Origin of the sequence: Micrococcus sp. KRD012, from assembly GCF_017168555.1 — a bacterium.
Classification (GTDB): Bacteria; Actinomycetota; Actinomycetes; order Actinomycetales; family Micrococcaceae; genus Micrococcus; species Micrococcus luteus.
In genome coordinates this window covers 81,496-96,371 of record NZ_JABFBB010000007.1, presented here as the reverse complement: position 1 = coordinate 96,371, position 14,876 = coordinate 81,496, and the positions used below count along the sequence as shown (strand labels likewise).

The 14,876-nt window shown below is 74.4% G+C and carries 14 protein-coding genes; 8 read left to right on the top strand and 6 right to left on the bottom strand.

The features are described from left to right. Window positions 1-125: 125 nt before the first annotated feature. Window positions 126-1,982 carry an ABC transporter family substrate-binding protein gene (locus J1M37_RS03840; RefSeq protein WP_206452142.1) on the bottom strand — a complete coding sequence of 619 codons (1,857 nt, stop codon included), beginning with the start codon at window positions 1,980-1,982 and terminating at the stop codon, window positions 126-128. A gap of 251 nt (window positions 1,983-2,233) precedes the next feature. Further along, the gene (locus J1M37_RS03835) at window positions 2,234-3,712 is read right to left on the bottom strand and encodes a phytoene desaturase family protein (RefSeq protein WP_206452141.1); all 1,479 of its coding nucleotides are present in this window, start codon (window positions 3,710-3,712) and stop codon (window positions 2,234-2,236) included. 65 nt (window positions 3,713-3,777) lie between these two features. Between J1M37_RS03835 and zupT the strand changes: the two genes are divergently transcribed. Then, the gene (gene zupT, locus J1M37_RS03830; RefSeq protein WP_206452140.1) at window positions 3,778-4,566 is read left to right on the top strand and encodes a zinc transporter ZupT; all 789 of its coding nucleotides are present in this window, start codon (window positions 3,778-3,780) and stop codon (window positions 4,564-4,566) included. 15 nt (window positions 4,567-4,581) lie between these two features. Here zupT and J1M37_RS03825 read toward each other — a convergent pair whose 3' ends face one another. Further along, window positions 4,582-5,763, bottom strand: coding sequence for a trypsin-like peptidase domain-containing protein (locus J1M37_RS03825; RefSeq protein WP_206452139.1), 1,182 nt, complete (start codon window positions 5,761-5,763; stop codon window positions 4,582-4,584). A gap of 2 nt (window positions 5,764-5,765) precedes the next feature. After that, a complete protein-coding gene (tpx, locus tag J1M37_RS03820) occupies window positions 5,766-6,266 on the bottom strand; it encodes a thiol peroxidase (protein WP_206452138.1) in 501 nt (166 codons plus the stop codon). 81 nt (window positions 6,267-6,347) lie between these two features. Here tpx and J1M37_RS03815 point away from each other — a divergent pair, with 81 nt between their 5' ends. Beyond that, a complete protein-coding gene (locus J1M37_RS03815; RefSeq protein ID WP_115166044.1) occupies window positions 6,348-7,250 on the top strand; it encodes a patatin-like phospholipase family protein in 903 nt (300 codons plus the stop codon). Window positions 7,251-7,274: 24 nt separating this feature from the next. Here J1M37_RS03815 and J1M37_RS03810 read toward each other — a convergent pair whose 3' ends face one another. Then, a complete protein-coding gene (locus tag J1M37_RS03810) occupies window positions 7,275-7,814 on the bottom strand; it encodes a PACE efflux transporter (RefSeq protein WP_342345110.1) in 540 nt (179 codons plus the stop codon). Between the two features lie 129 nt (window positions 7,815-7,943). On the opposite strand from J1M37_RS03810, the gene J1M37_RS03805 reads away from it, so the two are divergent. Both J1M37_RS03805 and J1M37_RS03800 read left to right on the top strand, forming a co-directional pair. Beyond that, entirely contained in the window at window positions 7,944-8,462 is a 519-nt protein-coding gene (locus J1M37_RS03805; protein ID WP_200969197.1) for a ferritin, read from the top strand. 144 nt (window positions 8,463-8,606) lie between these two features. After that, window positions 8,607-9,554, top strand: a complete 948-nt coding sequence (locus tag J1M37_RS03800; RefSeq protein ID WP_101965971.1) for a DUF808 domain-containing protein — start codon at window positions 8,607-8,609, stop codon at window positions 9,552-9,554. A gap of 126 nt (window positions 9,555-9,680) precedes the next feature. On the opposite strand, the gene J1M37_RS03795 is transcribed toward J1M37_RS03800, so the two are convergent. Further along, on the bottom strand, window positions 9,681-10,517 hold the full coding sequence (locus tag J1M37_RS03795; RefSeq protein ID WP_206452137.1) for an alpha/beta fold hydrolase: 837 nt from the start codon (window positions 10,515-10,517) through the stop codon (window positions 9,681-9,683). A gap of 128 nt (window positions 10,518-10,645) precedes the next feature. On the opposite strand from J1M37_RS03795, the gene J1M37_RS03790 reads away from it, so the two are divergent. From J1M37_RS03790 to J1M37_RS03775, 4 genes are read left to right on the top strand one after another with little or no spacing between them, the layout of a single operon-like run. Beyond that, the gene (locus tag J1M37_RS03790) at window positions 10,646-11,380 is read left to right on the top strand and encodes an NUDIX hydrolase (protein ID WP_036316445.1); all 735 of its coding nucleotides are present in this window, start codon (window positions 10,646-10,648) and stop codon (window positions 11,378-11,380) included. Between the two features lie 28 nt (window positions 11,381-11,408). Continuing rightward, entirely contained in the window at window positions 11,409-12,737 is a 1,329-nt protein-coding gene (nadA, locus tag J1M37_RS03785) for a quinolinate synthase NadA (protein WP_206452136.1), read from the top strand. Continuing rightward, the gene (nadC, locus tag J1M37_RS03780; protein ID WP_206452135.1) at window positions 12,734-13,654 is read left to right on the top strand and encodes a carboxylating nicotinate-nucleotide diphosphorylase; all 921 of its coding nucleotides are present in this window, start codon (window positions 12,734-12,736) and stop codon (window positions 13,652-13,654) included. The genes nadA and nadC overlap by 4 nt, the downstream gene beginning before the upstream one ends. Then, window positions 13,651-14,823 (top strand): cysteine desulfurase family protein, encoded by a 1,173-nt coding sequence (locus J1M37_RS03775; protein WP_206452134.1) that lies wholly within the window; start codon window positions 13,651-13,653, stop codon window positions 14,821-14,823. Before nadC ends, J1M37_RS03775 begins: the two co-directional genes overlap by 4 nt. The last annotated feature ends 53 nt before the right edge of the window (window positions 14,824-14,876 follow it).

The window sequence follows — 14,876 nt, the reverse complement described above, 5'->3', positions numbered from 1 at the left end:
GGAGGGGTGCGGGTTTGCCGCGGTTCACGGCCAGAGCCCGGCCGGTGCCCGGCCGGGCTCTGTCCTCGATCCCGACGCCGGCGGTCCGCGGGAGGCGGACCGCCGGGTCAGAGGTCAGCGGGGCGTCACTCCTGGACGCGGACCCACTGCTCCACGTTCCACAGCGCACCCGACTGGGCGGCGGTGTCGCGCACGTTGGCGACGTCGGCCTTGTGGCCGACCAGACCCGGGTGAGCGTACAGCGGGATGGCCTGGAAGTCCTCCCAGAGCAGCTTCTCGATGGTCTTGACCTGCTCCAGCTGCTCGTTCTCGTCCAGCGAGGTGGCGAGCTTGTCCCAGGCCGCGTCCACCTCGGGGTTGTTGTAGCTCTGCTGGTTCTGAGCGCCGTCCGACTGGTAGATGTTCGCGCCGGAGGCCTTCTGGCCCGAGCCGGCCCAGGCGTAGAGGGCGGCGTCGTAGTCACCGGCCGGCATGACCTCCTTGAAGAACACCGGCGAGTTGGCGTCCTGCACGTCGAAGCCGGCCTGGTCGCAGGAGCTCTTGATGAGCGCGACGGTCTCGGTACGACGCTGGTTGCCGGCCTGGTAGCCGAGGCGGACCGTGGGCGTGGAGACGCCCGACTTCTCGACGAGCTCCTTCGCCTTCTCGATGTTCGGCTCGTCCATCTCCTTCGGGTAGGCCTCGTCCACGACCTCCTGGTACTTGTCCTGGAAGGGGAAGACCTCGCGCAGGTTCATGACCTGGGCGTCCGCATAGATCGGCTTGATCAGGTTGTCCACGATCTGCTGGCGGGGCAGGCAGAGGGCGAAGGCCTCGCGCAGCTCCGGGGAGTCGGCGAAGACCGAGCCCTCGCCGCGGTTGTAGTCCACGTGCTCCCAGGTCAGCTGGTCACCGGTCTGGACGTTGACGTCGTCGCCGAGGCCCTCGAGCTGCTGGAGGGTGTCCACGGTGGCCTGCGGCTCGATGACGTCGAGGTCGCCGTTCTGCAGGGCCTGCACGTGGGTCTTCGGGTCGGCGAAGCGGAGGACGAGCTCCTTGGTGGCCGCCGGGGTGCCCCAGTACTCGGGGTTGGCCTCGAGGGTGATGGACTGGCCGGCCTGCCAGCCACCGTCCTTGAACTTGTAGGGGCCCATGGAGGGCACCAGCGAGGCGTCCGGCAGCTCGCCTGGGCTGAAGTCCCAGCCGTCGTTCCAGAACTCGGCCGCCGGGGTGAGCGCCTCGACGTCCTTCTCCTTCGCGGCGGTGACGAGCTCCTCGAAGCTCATGCCCGCCTCCTCGGCGATGACGTGCGCCGGCAGCGCGGTGCTGATGAGGATCTCCCAGTCCGCGTAGGGCTCCGCGTAGGTGACGGTGAACTCCTTGCCGTCGGCCTCACCCTCGGGCGCCTCCGGGATGTACTTGCCCTGCTCGAAGGAGATCGAGTCGAACAGCGGGGTCTCGGAACCCTCGGCCTTGACCGTGTCGTTGTTCGCGGCCCAGTGCACGATGAAGTCGCCGGCGGTGACGGGGGTGCCGTCGGACCACTTGGCGTCGTCGCTGATGGTGTACTTCACGGTCAGCGGGTCGTCCGAGGTCTTCTCGTACGTGCCGAAGTCCTCGTTCGGGATGATCGAGCCGTCGGTGCCGAAGTACCAGAAGGACGAGAACATGCGGTCCGCGACGGCCGAGTTGTACGTGGTGTACGTGTTCGACTGCAGGCCGTTGTAGGACAGGAAGTCGTCGGCGCCCACCGAGTAGGCGATGGAGCCGTCCTGGGTCTTGACGTCGCCCAGGTCGGCCATCTCCGGCCCGGAGGCCTCGGCGGTGAGCTTCTGGCCCTTGTCCCCTTCGATGACGTTGCCGGCGCCCGAGTCGCCGCCCTGGCTGGCGCCGGAGCCGTTGCTGGATTCGCCTGCGTTGCCGCCGCCCGGGGCGCACGCGGAGAGGATGAGGGCCGAGCCGGCGGCCAGGGCCGCGGCAGCGGAGAGCTTCGTGTACTTCATGGAAGGTGCTTCCGTTCATGAGAGGTGCAAGGACGTCGCGCGCCCGCATCCCTGTGGGGATCCGATGGTGCGAGACGACCCCCGGGCCGTTCCGCCGAGACGGGACGTTCCGTGAGATGGACCACACTGTAGCGGGCACATTCCGATTCGCGAAAGTCCGGATCCGGATCCGTCTCAGCCGTGTCGCACAGCGGTCGCCGACACCCCGGCAGACCCCGGCACGGCGCCGCTCCGCCCGGGCGGCGGCGCGGTCAGCGACGACGGTCCGCCAGCAGAGTCCGCACGGCCCACGCCCCGCCCATGCCGTGGACGCCGGCGCCCGGCGGGGTGGAGGCGGAGGCCAGATACAGCCCGGTCCGACCCGCCCGGTGCGGCCGGGGCGACGCAGTGGGGCGCAGGAGCGCACGCGCTCCCGCGAGCGATCCCCCCGCGATGTCGCCGCCCACGAGGTTCGGGTTCCACGCCTCCAGATCGGCCGGGCGCATCGCGACCGCGGCCTGGATCCGGTCCCGGAAGCCGGGTGCGTGCCGCTCCACCTCCGCCTCGATCAGCGGACGGACGTCGCCGGGGTGGCCGTGGGGCACATGGGCGTAGGACCAGACGACCGTGTGCCCCCGGGCGGGCCCGGTGGCCCGTGTGGGGTCCGCCGCCTGCTGCTGACAGAGCATGACGAAGGGCCGCGCCGGCATCCGGCCGGCCGCGACGTCGTCCTCGGCCCGCCGGATCTCGGCGGCGGTCCCGCCCAGGTGCACCGTCCCCGCGCCCGCGAGCCGGGCGTCGCGCCACGGGATCGGCCCGTCGAGCAGGAAGTCGACCTTGGACACGGACGGCCCGGGGCGCCACCGGCGCAGGGCCGCGGCGTAGCGCGGCGGCAGGCCCGTGCCGGCGACGCGCAGCACCTGGCGCGGGGTCAGGTCCAGCACGACGGCGTCCGCGGCGGGCAGCGCGCGCAGGTCCGTGACCTCGTGACCCAGGTGCAGGCGCCCGCCGTGCGCCCGCAGCACCGCCACGAGCGCGTCGACGATCGCCCCCGACCCGCCGCGCGCCACCGGCCAGCCCGAGCTCATCCCGAGCGCGCCGAAAAGCGCACCGAACGCCGCCGTCAGGGGCCGGCTCGAGGGCAGGATCGCGTGGGCCGCCGAGCCCGTGAACAGGGCGCGGGCGGCCTCCGTGCGGAACATCGCCCGGCCCAGCAGATCGGCCGGCCACGGGGCGCGCAGGCCGAAGCGGGCCATCGCCACCGGATGGGGCGGGGGTCGCAGCACCGGGCCGAGCGCGCCCGCCAGGATCTCGTCGACGTGGTCGACCAGGGCCCCGTGCACGGCCCGCCAGGCCCGCGCGTCGACGCCGAGACCCGCGGCGGTGGCCTCGAGGTCCCGGTGCAGGAGGGCGGCCGGCCCGTCCGGCAGCGGATGTCCCATCGGCACGGCCGGGTGCAGCCAGGCGAGCCCGTGGTCCGTCAGCCCCAGCTCCCGGAACACGGGGCTGGCGACGCCGAACGGATGGCCCGCCGCCCCGAGGTCCACCACGGTCCCCTCCCCCAGCACCGGCGCGGACGCGCACGCACCGCCGGGCACCGGGGCCCGCTCGAACACGTCCACCTCCCAGCCCTCGCGGGCCAGCAGGGCGGCGGCGGTCAGGCCGTTGGGTCCGGCGCCCACGATGACGGCGCGGCCCGGCTCGACGCCCCGGGGCAGGGCGAATCCGGGGCCGGTGGCGGTTTCGGTCATGGTCTCCTCCTGTGGTCCCTAGGATGGTCGCACCCCACCCGCCGCCCGTCAGGAGGCCCTCCCCCGTGGACCCGTTCTGGACCGCGCTCGCTCTCACGACGTTCGCCGGGCTGGCCACGGTGCTGGGCGGCGTCCTGGCGATCGTCGGACGCGAGCCCTCGGGCCGCGGGCTGGGGGCCGCCCTCGGCCTCGCCGCGGGCGTCATGCTCGCGGTCTCCTTCCTGGAGATGCTGCCGGCCGCCGTCGAGGGGCTGGGCGGGGCGGTCGGCCCCGCGGCGACCGCCGTCGCGGTGGCCGCCCTGATCCTCGGCGCAGGCGCCTACGTGCTGCTCGAGCGCGCCGTCCCCGACCCCGTCTCGGAGATGCCGGGCGACGTCGACGACCCGGCCGGCCTGGACCGGCGGCGGATGCTGCGCCTGGGCACGGTGACGGCCCTGGCGATCGGCCTGCACAATCTGCCGGAGGGCTTCGTCACCTTCGCCGGCACCCTGCAGGATCCGTCGGTGGGCCTCGCGCTGGCCGTCGCGATGGCCGTGCACAACGTTCCCGAGGGCGTGGCCGTGGCCGTGCCCGTGCGGCAGGCCACCGGATCGCGGCGCAAGGCCTTCGCGTGGGCCGCGTTCACGGGGATCGCGGAGCCGCTGGGCGCGCTGATCGGCTGGCTGCTGCTGGCCCCGTTCCTCACACCCGCGCTCGTGGCCGCCGTCTTCGCGGCCGTGGCGGGCGTGATGGTGACCGTGAGCCTCGACGCGCTGCTGCCCGCCGCCCGGGCGGCCGGGGGCCGCGCCGCGGCGCTGGGCGGCGTGCTGCTGGGCGTGGCCGCGATGGCCCTCTCACTGGACCTGCTCTCCTGAGAGCCGGGGGGCCGGTCAGTTCACGAGGGCCGGCTGCAGGACCGCCTCGGCCTCGCGCACCTCGCCGTCGGCGGTGCGCCACTGGACGGTGATCCGGTCCCCCACGTTGTGGTCGTTGACCAGGCGGGACATCCGGGAGGCGTCGTCGCCGACGGTCCGCCCCTCGATCTCGAGGATGACATCGCCCTCGACCAGGCCGATCTGCTCGGCCGCCGAGCCCGCGTCCACCTGCATGACCACGACGCCGACGTCGGGATCCGCGCCGACCATGATGCCCAGGGCGCCGTCCGCGCCGATGCTCACGGTGTCCGTCTCCTCGCCCGAGAGGACCTGGTCCACCACGTCGAAGGCCACCTCCAGCGGGATCGCGAAGCCGTCCACCTCGTCTGCGGTGGTCCCGTCGCTGGCCGCCACGGTCACGCCGACCACCTGGCCGGCGTCGTCCACCACCGGGCCGCCGGAGTAGCCGGGCACGACGTCCGCGTCCGTCTGCATCAGGCCGGACAGGCGCGCGTACTGATCGGTGCCCTCGGCCGCGGCCATGATCGAGCGGTCCGTGCCGAGCACGGTGCCGCGCACGGCCGTCAGATAGCCCTGGCCCCCGCCGTTGCCGACGGCGGCCACCTGGTCCCCGCGCCGCATCGGGTCCAGCGAGACGCTGGCCACCGGCAGGTCTGAGACGCCCTCGACGTCGAGCACCGCGATGTCGTGCTCGGCATCGCGCCCGAGCACCGTGGCCGTGTGCCGCGCGCCGGTGTCCGCGACCACCACGTGCACCTCCGAGGAGTCCTCGACCACGTGGTAGTTGGTCACCGCCAGCCCGTCCGGGGAGAGCACCATGCCCGTCCCCGTGCCGGTGCGGGCGCCGAGGGCGGTCTCCACGAGGAGGATGCCCGGGGCGTCCGCGACCGGCTGGCCCGGGTCCAGGGACGAGCCGTCGTGGGCCGATGCGGACCAGTCCACCGTCACGCCGTCGTGGATGTGGGTCAGGCCCGCCGCGAGCTCGCCCGCCTCCCGGGCGGGGGCCTCGGCGGCGGGCACGGTCGGGGTGGAGTCCGCGGCGACGTCGACCATCCGGCCGGCGAGGAGCGCGGTGAGGCCCCCGGCCAGGACCAGCGCGCCGAGCACGCCGAACAGCGCGATGACGAACGCCAGGGGCGAGCGTCGTGCGCGCGGCGGCCAGCCCGGCGGCGTCACGCTCAGCCCCGGGCGGCCGCCAGGGCGGCCTCGTAGTCCGGCTCCTCGGAGATCTCGGGGACGAGCTGGGCATGACGGACCACGCCGTCGGCATCGACCACGACGACGGCGCGGGCCAGCAGGCCCTCGAGCGGACCGTCGGTCATGCGCACGCCGTAGTCGTCGCCGAACGACGAGCGGAACACAGAGCCGCTGCGGACGTGGTCGATGCCCTCGACCGAGCAGAAGCGCGCGGCGGCGAACGGCAGGTCCGCGGACACGGCCACGACGGTGGTGTCCCCGAGGTCCGCGACGCGGGAGTCGAACTCGCGGACGGAGGCGGCGCACACGCCGGTGTCCAGGGACGGGAAGATGTTCAGGATCCCGCGACGGCCGCGCAGCTCCCGCAGGGTCACCGGGGACAGGTCCGCCCCGGTGAGGGTGAAGTCGGGGGCGGGGGCACCCACCTGGGGCAGCCCACCGACGGTGTGGACGGGGGTGCTCTTCATGTGGGTCGTCGCCATGGGGACAGCCTAGGATGGGCGCGGCCGGACGGGAGCGCCCCGCGCCCTGCTCGGCGGACGGCGAACACGGAGGGACCGACCATGACCGAGCCCATGACGTCCAACGTCACCGACACGGCGCTGCTGTTCGAGGGCGGGGGGATGCGCGCCGCGCTCACCTCGGCCGTGGTGGCGGAGCTGCTGCGCGAGCGGATCCACGTGGACTTCGTGGCCGGCATCTCGGCGGGCTCGTCCAACGCCGTGAACTACCTGTCCCGCGACCCGGCCCGTGCGCGGCGCTCGTTCGTGGACTTCGCCGACGATCCTCGGTTCGGCAACTGGCTGAGCTTCCTGCGCGGCAAGGGCCTCTTCAACGCCGAGTACATCTACGAGCACGCCGGCCTGCCCGAGGCGGACCTGCCCTACGACTTCGCCGCGTTCCGCGCGAACCCCGCCCGGCTCGTCCTGGGCGGGTTCGACGCCGCGAGCGGCGAGACCCGCTGGTGGGACCGCTCCGACATGACCACCCTGACCGACCTGATGGTCCGCGTCCGCGCGTCGTCCACGATGCCGGTCCTCATGCCCCCGGTGCATGCCGAGGGCACCGTGTTCGTGGACGGCGCCCTCGGCGTGGACGGCGGGATCCCCCTGACCGCGGCGGAGGACGCGGGGTTCGAGAAGGTCCTCGTGGTCCTGACGCGGGAGCGCGGGTACGTGAAACGGCCCGAACGGTTCCCCTCGTTCTACCAGCGCACCTTCCGGCGCTACCCCGCCGTCGCGGACGCCCTGCTCACGCGCTGGCGCCGGTACAACGCGACCCGCGAGCGCCTGTTCGAGATGGAGCGGCAGGGACGGGCCTATCTGTTCGCGCCCGAGACCATGCCCATCGCCAACGGCGAGCGGTCCGTGGCCAAGCTGGCCGCCGCCCACGAGCTCGGCCTGGACCAGGTGCGCCGCGAGATGCCCGCGATCCGCGCGTTCCTGGGGCTGCCGGCGTCCCGTTGAGCCGCGCCTGATCCGATCGGCGGGTCAGGGATCGGCGCGGGCGGCCGAGTCCGGCAGGCCGAACACCGAGTCGAACGCATAGGCGTACACCGCGGCGTAGACGAGGAAGAACACGAGCAGGCCTGCCTCGATGAGGAACGCCTCCCCCAGCCCGATGCCGAGGATCAGCGCCACCGCGGGCACGAGGAACACGATCAGCCCGCCCTCGAAGCCGACGGCGTGGGCCACGCGCACCCACCAGGGCCGGCCCGTGATCCCGAGGCGGCGTTCGAAGGTCTCGAACACCGAGTTGAACACGATGTTCCACAGCAGGGCCACGGTCGAGGACACGACCGCCACGGCGAGCGAGGGCCCACCGCCGTTGCCGAGCGCCGCCAGGATCACGGTGGTGAAGAGGATGGCGAGCAGCTCGAAGACCACCGCGTAGACCACGCGGCGCAGCAGGGGCGTCCGGAACACGCGGCGGCGCACGAGCGCGTCCCGGCCTCCCGGGCCCCGCGGCACGTCGGAGGGCGGCGTCGACGCGGGGTCGACGCCCGGGCGGGCGTGGTGGGTCTCGGACACGGCGCCCAGCCTAGGGCCGGGGTCGCGGGCCGCCGAATCCAGCAGGACCGGGCGCCCGCCGTCGTCGCTCCTCGATGAGGGGCGGGCGCGCCTTCACCGCGCCCCGGCCGCCTGCCTAGAGTTCGAGGCATGAAGCTCACCGATGACCTGCTGCAGAAGTTCAACGACCAGATCACCCTCGAGTTCGAGGCGTCCATGGTCTACCGCCAGCTCGCGATCGCCGCCGACGACCTGGACCTGTCCGGGATGGCCGCGTGGCTGCGGCATCAGGCGGACGAGGAGATCGTCCACGCGAACAAGTTCATCGACCACGTCGCCGACCGGGACAGCGTCCCGACGATCGGCGCCATCCCGGCCCCGCCCGTGCAGGCCGGCCTGTCGGCCCTGGAGATCTTCCGGGCCGCGCTCGCGCACGAGCAGAAGGTCTCCGAGGCGATCCGCGAGCTGTACCGGGCCACCGAGTCCGCGGGCGACCTCAACTCGCGCCCGCTGCTGAACTGGTTCCTCGACGAGCAGATCGAGGAGGAGGCCACCGTCTCCGAGATCGTGGGCCAGCTCGAGCTCGTCGGCGACGACGGCTCGGGCCTGCTCCGCATCGACGGCCGCCTGGGCTCCCGTCCCGTGGAGACCACCGAGAACGACGCCTGAGCCCACCGGCGGCCTCGTCGGTCGCGCACGCACCGGCCCGGTCCCCACGGGGCCGGGCCGGTGCGTGTCCGTCCTCGCCGCTATGCTCGACCTGCGCCCTGCCCGCGCACCGACGCGCCCGCCGGCCCCACCCCAGGAGGAACCATGGTCGGACTCGTAGCCCTGCTCGACGACGTCGCCGCCCTCGCCCGCCTCGCCGCCGCGAGCGTGGACGACGTGGCCGCCGGAGCGGGACGCGCCGCGGCCAAGGCGGCGGGAGTGGTGGTCGACGACGCCGCGGTGACCCCGCAGTACATGGCCGGCGCGGCCGCGGCCCGCGAGCTGCCGATGATCTGGCGGATCACCAAGGGCTCCCTGCGCAACAAGCTCGTGTTCATCCTGCCCGCGCTGCTGCTGCTCGACTGGCTCGCCCCCTGGATCCTGCCGTGGCTGCTGCTGGCCGGCGGCACCTACCTGTCCTACGAGGGCGCGCACAAGGTGTGGGGCAAGCTCACCGGCCACGGGCATGCCGACGACGAGGAGCCCGCCGTCGAGCGGGGCCCGGAGGCCGAGGACACCGTGGTGCGCGGGGCCATCACCACGGACTTCATCCTGTCCCTGGAGATCATGGTCATCTCCATGAACGAGGTGGCCGACCTGGGCTTCTGGATGCAGGCGGCGGTCCTGGCGGTGGTGGCCGTCCTCATCACCGTGGGCGTGTATGGGGCCGTGGGGCTGATCGTGAAGATGGACGACGTCGGCCTGCACCTGCACCAGAACGCCTCGACCTCCGGCGGCCGCTCGTTCGGCGCCGGGCTGGTCAAGGCCATGCCGCACGTGCTGCGCGTGGTGACCGTCATCGGCACCGTGGCGATGCTCTGGGTGGGCGGCCACATCGCGCTCGTGGAGCTGGACGCGCTGGGCGTGCCGTGGCCCTACGCGGTGCAGCACGGGATCGTCGAGCCCGTCACGCACGCCGCCGGCGCGTTCCTCGGCTGGCTCACGGACACCGCGACATCGGCTGTGTGGGGCCTGCTCTGGGGCTCGGTCGCGCTCGGGGTGGTCCTGCTCGTCGGACGCCTGCGCGGAAAGAAGGCCGCGCCCGCCCACTGATGCGGCGGCTGACGGGTCCGCCACCACCCGCGCCCGACGCTGAGGCCCGCAGACGCGCCGCTACGCACGGAATGTAGCGGCGCGTCTGCGGGCCTCAACGCTGGCTCCGTCTTCCGACGGGCCCCGTCAGTCGGCGGTGAGGAAGGTGCGCACCGCGGAGACGAAGGCCTCGGGCTGGTCGGCGTGCAGCCAGTGGCCGGCGTCACGGACGGTCACGCGCACGACGCGCGGGAACAGCTCCTTCATCCGCGGCACGTCCTCGTCCTGGACGTAGTCCGACTCGGCGCCGGCCAGCCACAGGACCGGATGGTCGAACACGCGCTCCGGATCCTCGGGGACCACCGGGTCCGGGAACGAGCCGATCTCCCGCAGGTGCTCGAAGAGCATGGCCACGTTGGGCTGCCATGCGAAGTGGCCGGCCGTGCGCCGCAGGTTCTGCAGCAGGAAGCCGCGCACCCGCGCGTCGTGGACGTGCTCGGCCATGGCCGCGTCGGCCTCGGCCCGCGAGTCGTACGCGTCCAGGTCCATGCGCAGCATGGTGCCCAGCAGGTGCACGAACTCGTCCGTGGCCTGCGGTGAGAGCCGCGGGGAGATGTCCTCCACGATCAGCCGGTCCACGAGCTCCGGGTGCCGCAGGGCGAGCACCATCGCGACCTTGCCGCCCATCGAGTGGCCCAGCAGGTGGACCGGCCCGTCGGCGGCGAGGCCGGCGCGCAGGTGGGCGGCCACCCGGTCCGCGATCTCGCGGTAGTCCACCCGGCCCGTCCAGGGCGAGGCGCCGTGGTCCGGCAGATCGATCAGCTCCACCGTGAAGTCGTCGCCCAGCTCCTTGGCCGGGCCGGTGAAGTTCCGGCCCCGGCCCATGAGGCCGTGCAGGAACGCGACGCGGCGCGGGCCCTCCCCGATGCGGGTGGAGGCCAGGGGGGCGTCGGACGGGTCGGAGGCGGCGGCGGTCGTGTTCACCCGACTCAGGCTAGCGCGGGACCGCGCCGGCGCCTCCCCCGCCTTACAGTCATCTCGACCCTCTGAGATGGGCGCGAACAGTGTCATACTGACCAGAACAGCCCCGCCAGTCCGCCCCGGGAGGTCCCATGCCGGTCGCTGAGGCCCGCGTCAGCGTGGCCGTGTCCACGGCCGTCTTCGGCGTGCGCCCGGACCCGCACGGCGTGCCCCGCCTCTGTGTCGCCCTCGTCCCGCGGATGCGCGAGCCGTTCCTGGACCGGTGGGCGCTGCCGGGCGCGTGGCTCGGCGCGGACGAGGAGCTGGCCGACGTCGCCGCACGCGTGGCCGCCGAGTGCGTGCCCGGTCCCGTCCGTCGCCTCGAGCAGCTGGCGGCGTTCGGCGCCGTGGACCGTTCCCCCACCGGACGCGTCCTCACGGTGGCCCACTGGGCGCTCAGCCCCGCCCTGGACGACGACGGCGCCGCCCCGGCGTCCAGCCCGGACCCGGACGTGGCCGGGCTGCCCATCGGGGTCCATGTGCGCTGGCACCGGGCCGACGCGCCGCCCGCGCTGGCGTTCGACCACGCGCAGATCCTGGCGGCGGCCGTGGCGCGCCTGCGCGCGGACCTGCCGCGAGCCGGCGTCGGGCACGCGCTGCTGGGGCCCTCCTTCACCCTCGCCGAGCTGCGCGCCGTGCACGAGGCCGTCCTCGGCCGCGGCCTCGACGCCGCCAACTTCCGCCGCGCCACCCTCGCCGCCGGGGCCCTCGAGGAGACCGGCGAGGTCCGCGGCGGCACCCCGCACCGCCCGCCCAAGCTCTACCGCTACCGGCCCGCCGGGCCCGGGACCGACCCCGATCCCGCCGGGCCGGACGCCCGCCGCTGACCCACCAGCCCCGACCCAGGAGTCACCCATGACCACCCCGACCGGGACCACCGCCTCGGTGGCCCGCACCCTGACCCTGATCGACAAGGACGCCGCGCGCGGCTCCTCGTGCTCCCCCGACCTGACCCGCGGCCCCTGGGCGTTCGACGCCGGCCTGCCCGCCTACGGCCCCGGCGCATCGCAGGACGACGCCGTCCCGGCCGACGCCCCCGTGCAGGGCCGCATCCCCGAGGAGTACCAGCGGGCCTCCGACGAGGAGCTCCACGCCCGGATCAGCGCCGCGCGGCAGACACTCGGCGACCGCGTCGTCGTGCTGGGCCACTTCTACCAGCGCGACGAGGTCGTCCAGCACGCCGACTTCGTGGGCGACTCCTTCCAGCTCGCGCGGGCCTCCCAGGGCCGGCCCGAGGCGGAGGCGATCGTGTTCTGCGGCGTGCACTTCATGGCGGAGACCGCGGACCTTCTCTCCACCCCGGACCAGGCCGTCATCCTGCCCAACCTCGCCGCCGGCTGCTCCATGGCGGACATGGCCGACCTGGACTCGGTCGAGGATGCGTGGGAGCAGCTCGAGGCGGTCTACGGCACCGAGCCGGACGACGACGGGCGCGTGCCCCTGCTGCCCGTGACCTACATGAACTCCTCCGCGGCCCTCAAGGGCTTCGTCGGCGAGCGCGGCGGCATCGTGTGCACGTCCTCCAACGCCTCGGCCGTGCTGGACTGGGCGTTCGAGCGTGCCCAGCGCGTCCTGTTCTTCCCGGACCAGCACCTGGGCCGGAACACGGGCCGCGCCAGGGGGATCCCACTCGAGCAGATGCCGACGTGGAACCCCCGCCTGCCGCTGGGCGGGAACTCCGAGGACGCCCTGCGGGACGCGAAGGTCCTGCTGTGGCACGGCTTCTGCTCGGTGCACCGCCGCTTCACCGTGGCGCAGATCGAACAGGCCCGCGCCGAGCACCCGGACGTCCAGGTGCTCGTGCACCCCGAGTGCCCCCTGCCCGTGGTGGAGGCCGCGGACTCCTCCGGGTCCACGGACTTCATCGTCAAGGCCATCCAGGCGGCGCCGGCCGGCTCGACCTTCGCGATCGGCACCGAGATCAACCTCGTGCAGCGCCTGGCCGCCCAGCACCCCGAGCACACGATCTTCTGCCTCGACCCCGTGATCTGCCCGTGCTCCACGATGTACCGCATCCACCCCGGTTACCTCGCGTGGGTGCTCGAGGAGCTCGTGGCCGGCCGCGTGGTCAACCGGATCACCGTGCCCGCGTCCGTGGCCGACCCGGCCCGCACCGCGCTCGAGCGGATGCTGGCCGTCGCGCCGAAGCAGTCGGCCGCGCAGTCCGCCGGGGCTGGGACGTGACCCCGGCCGACCGCGCCCCGACGACACCGGCCCCGCGGCCGGACGTGGAGCGGATCGTGGCCGCAGCGCTCGCCGAGGACGCGCCCTGGGGTGACGTCTCCTCGGAGGCCTTCGTCCCGGAGCAGGCCCGGATCACCGCGCGCGTGGTGGCCCGCGAGGCCGGGGTGCTCTCCGGCACGAACGCCCTCGAGGCCGCCTTCCGGCTCGTCGACCCGGCCGTGTCCGTCACCCTGCACCTGGCCGACGGCGCCGACCTGTCCCCCGGCGCCGTCGTCGCCGAGGTCGCGGGCCCCGCCCGCTCGGTGCTGCGCGCCGAGCGCGTGGCGCTGAACCTCGTCCAGCGCCTGTCCGGGATCGCCACGACGACGGCCGCCCACGTGGCCGCCGTGCGCGCCGGCGGCGGGCACGCGCGGGTGGTGGACACCCGCAAGACCACCCCGGGTCTGCGCGTGCTCGAACGGCAGGCGGTGCGGGACGGAGGCGGGCACAACCACCGCTTCAGCCTCTCGGATGCCGTGATGCTCAAGGACAACCACCTGGCCGCGCTGGGGTTCGGCGGTGCCGGCGACCCGGGCGAGGCCCTCACCGCGGCCCTGCGCGCCGGGATGGCCCGCCTGCCGCACACCACCCACGTGGAGGTGGAGGTCGACCGGCTCGAGCAGATCCCGGCGGTGCTCGCCGCCGGGGTCGACACGATCATGCTGGACAACTTCTCGCCGGCCGAGCTGCGGGCCGGCGTCGAGCTCGTGGCGGGCCGCGCCGTCGTCGAGGCCTCCGGCGGGGTGAGCCTCGAGACGATCGGGGCGATCGCGGCCACGGGCGTGGACGTGATCTCGGTGGGGGCGCTGACCCATACCGTCCGGTCCCTGGACCTGGGCCTGGACGCCGTGGTCGAGGAGGTCTCGGCGCGCCGATGAGCACCGCCCTCGACCTGGACCACGCGGCCACCGCGCCCGTCCGGCGCAGCGCACTGGAGGCGATGTGGCCCGCACTCACCGGCGTCTACGGCAACCCGTCCTCGGCGCACGAGGCCGGCCGGGCGGCGGCGGCCCTGCTCGAGGACGCCCGCGCGCGGGTGGCCTGCGCGATCGGCGCCCGGGCCGGGCAGGTCGTGTTCACCTCGGGCGGCACGGAGGCCGACGCGCTCGCCGTGCTCGGCACGGTGCGCGCCCGGATCCTCGCCGGCCGCCCGGCGGGCCACGTGCTGACCACGGGGATCGAGCACAGCGCGGTGCGGCAGTCCTGTGACCAGCTGGCCCGGCTGCACGGCGTCGAGGTCGAGCACCTCGCGCTGGACCGTGACGGCCTGACCTCCGCGGACGACCTCGCCGCCCGCCTGCGCCCGGACACTGCGCTGGTCAGCGTGCACCTGGCCCACAACGAGGTGGGCACGGTGCAGCCGGTGGCCGAGCTGGCCGCCGTCGCCCGGGAGGCGGGCGTGCCGCTGCACGTGGACGCGGTGCAGGCCGCGGGGCAGATCCCGGTGGACGTGCGCGCCCTCGGGGCGGATCTGGTGGCGCTGTCCGGGCACAAGGTCGGCGGGCCCAAGGGGGTCGGCGCGCTGTGGGTGCGCCCGGGTCACGCCCTGGAACCGCTCGTGCCCGGCGGCGGCCAGGAGCGGGGCCGGCGGTCCGGGACGCAGAACGTGGCCGGTGCCGCCGGGTTCGCGGCGGCCTTCGAGGAGGCCGAGGCGGAGCGCACCGCGGCCGCGGACGCGTGGTCCGGGCTGCGGGACCGGTTCGCGGCGCGCGTGCTCGACGGCGTCCGGGCGCTCGTGCCCGACGCGCGGCTGACCGGCCATCCCGCGCGGCGGCTGCCGCGTCACGCCTCGTTCGTGCTGCCCGGCGTGAACGGCGAGTCGGTGCTGGAGGAGGCGGCCCGCCGGGGCGTGCTGGCCTCGGCGGGGTCCGCGTGCTCGGCCCACGACGCCGAGCCGTCCCCGGCCCTGCTCGCGCTGGGCCTCAGCGAGGACGAGGCCCGCACGGCCCTGCGCTGCACGTTCGGCCCGGACGCCGACGCCCCGCTGCTCGACGCCGCGGCGGACGCGATCGTCGACGCCGTCCGGACGGTCACCGCCCTGCGCTGAGCGGCCCCGGGCCGGTCGACCCCGATGCCGCCGGGGGCCGGCGTCGGACGTTC

What these genes read in the sequence shown, in the direction of transcription:
- J1M37_RS03840 (WP_206452142.1), bottom strand. Translation starts at nt 1,982, where the DNA reads ATGAAGTACACGAAGCTCTCCGCTGCCGCGGCCCTGGCCGCCGGCTCG.
- J1M37_RS03835 (WP_206452141.1), bottom strand. Translation starts at nt 3,712, where the DNA reads ATGACCGAAACCGCCACCGGCCCCGGATTCGCCCTGCCCCGGGGCGTC.
- tpx (WP_206452138.1), bottom strand. Translation starts at nt 6,266, where the DNA reads ATGGCGACGACCCACATGAAGAGCACCCCCGTCCACACCGTCGGTGGG.
- J1M37_RS03815 (WP_115166044.1), top strand. Translation starts at nt 6,348, where the DNA reads ATGACCGAGCCCATGACGTCCAACGTCACCGACACGGCGCTGCTGTTC.
- J1M37_RS03805 (WP_200969197.1), top strand. Translation starts at nt 7,944, where the DNA reads ATGAAGCTCACCGATGACCTGCTGCAGAAGTTCAACGACCAGATCACC.
- J1M37_RS03800 (WP_101965971.1), top strand. Translation starts at nt 8,607, where the DNA reads ATGGTCGGACTCGTAGCCCTGCTCGACGACGTCGCCGCCCTCGCCCGC.
- J1M37_RS03790 (WP_036316445.1), top strand. Translation starts at nt 10,646, where the DNA reads ATGCCGGTCGCTGAGGCCCGCGTCAGCGTGGCCGTGTCCACGGCCGTC.
- nadA (WP_206452136.1), top strand. Translation starts at nt 11,409, where the DNA reads ATGACCACCCCGACCGGGACCACCGCCTCGGTGGCCCGCACCCTGACC.
- J1M37_RS03775 (WP_206452134.1), top strand. Translation starts at nt 13,651, where the DNA reads ATGAGCACCGCCCTCGACCTGGACCACGCGGCCACCGCGCCCGTCCGG.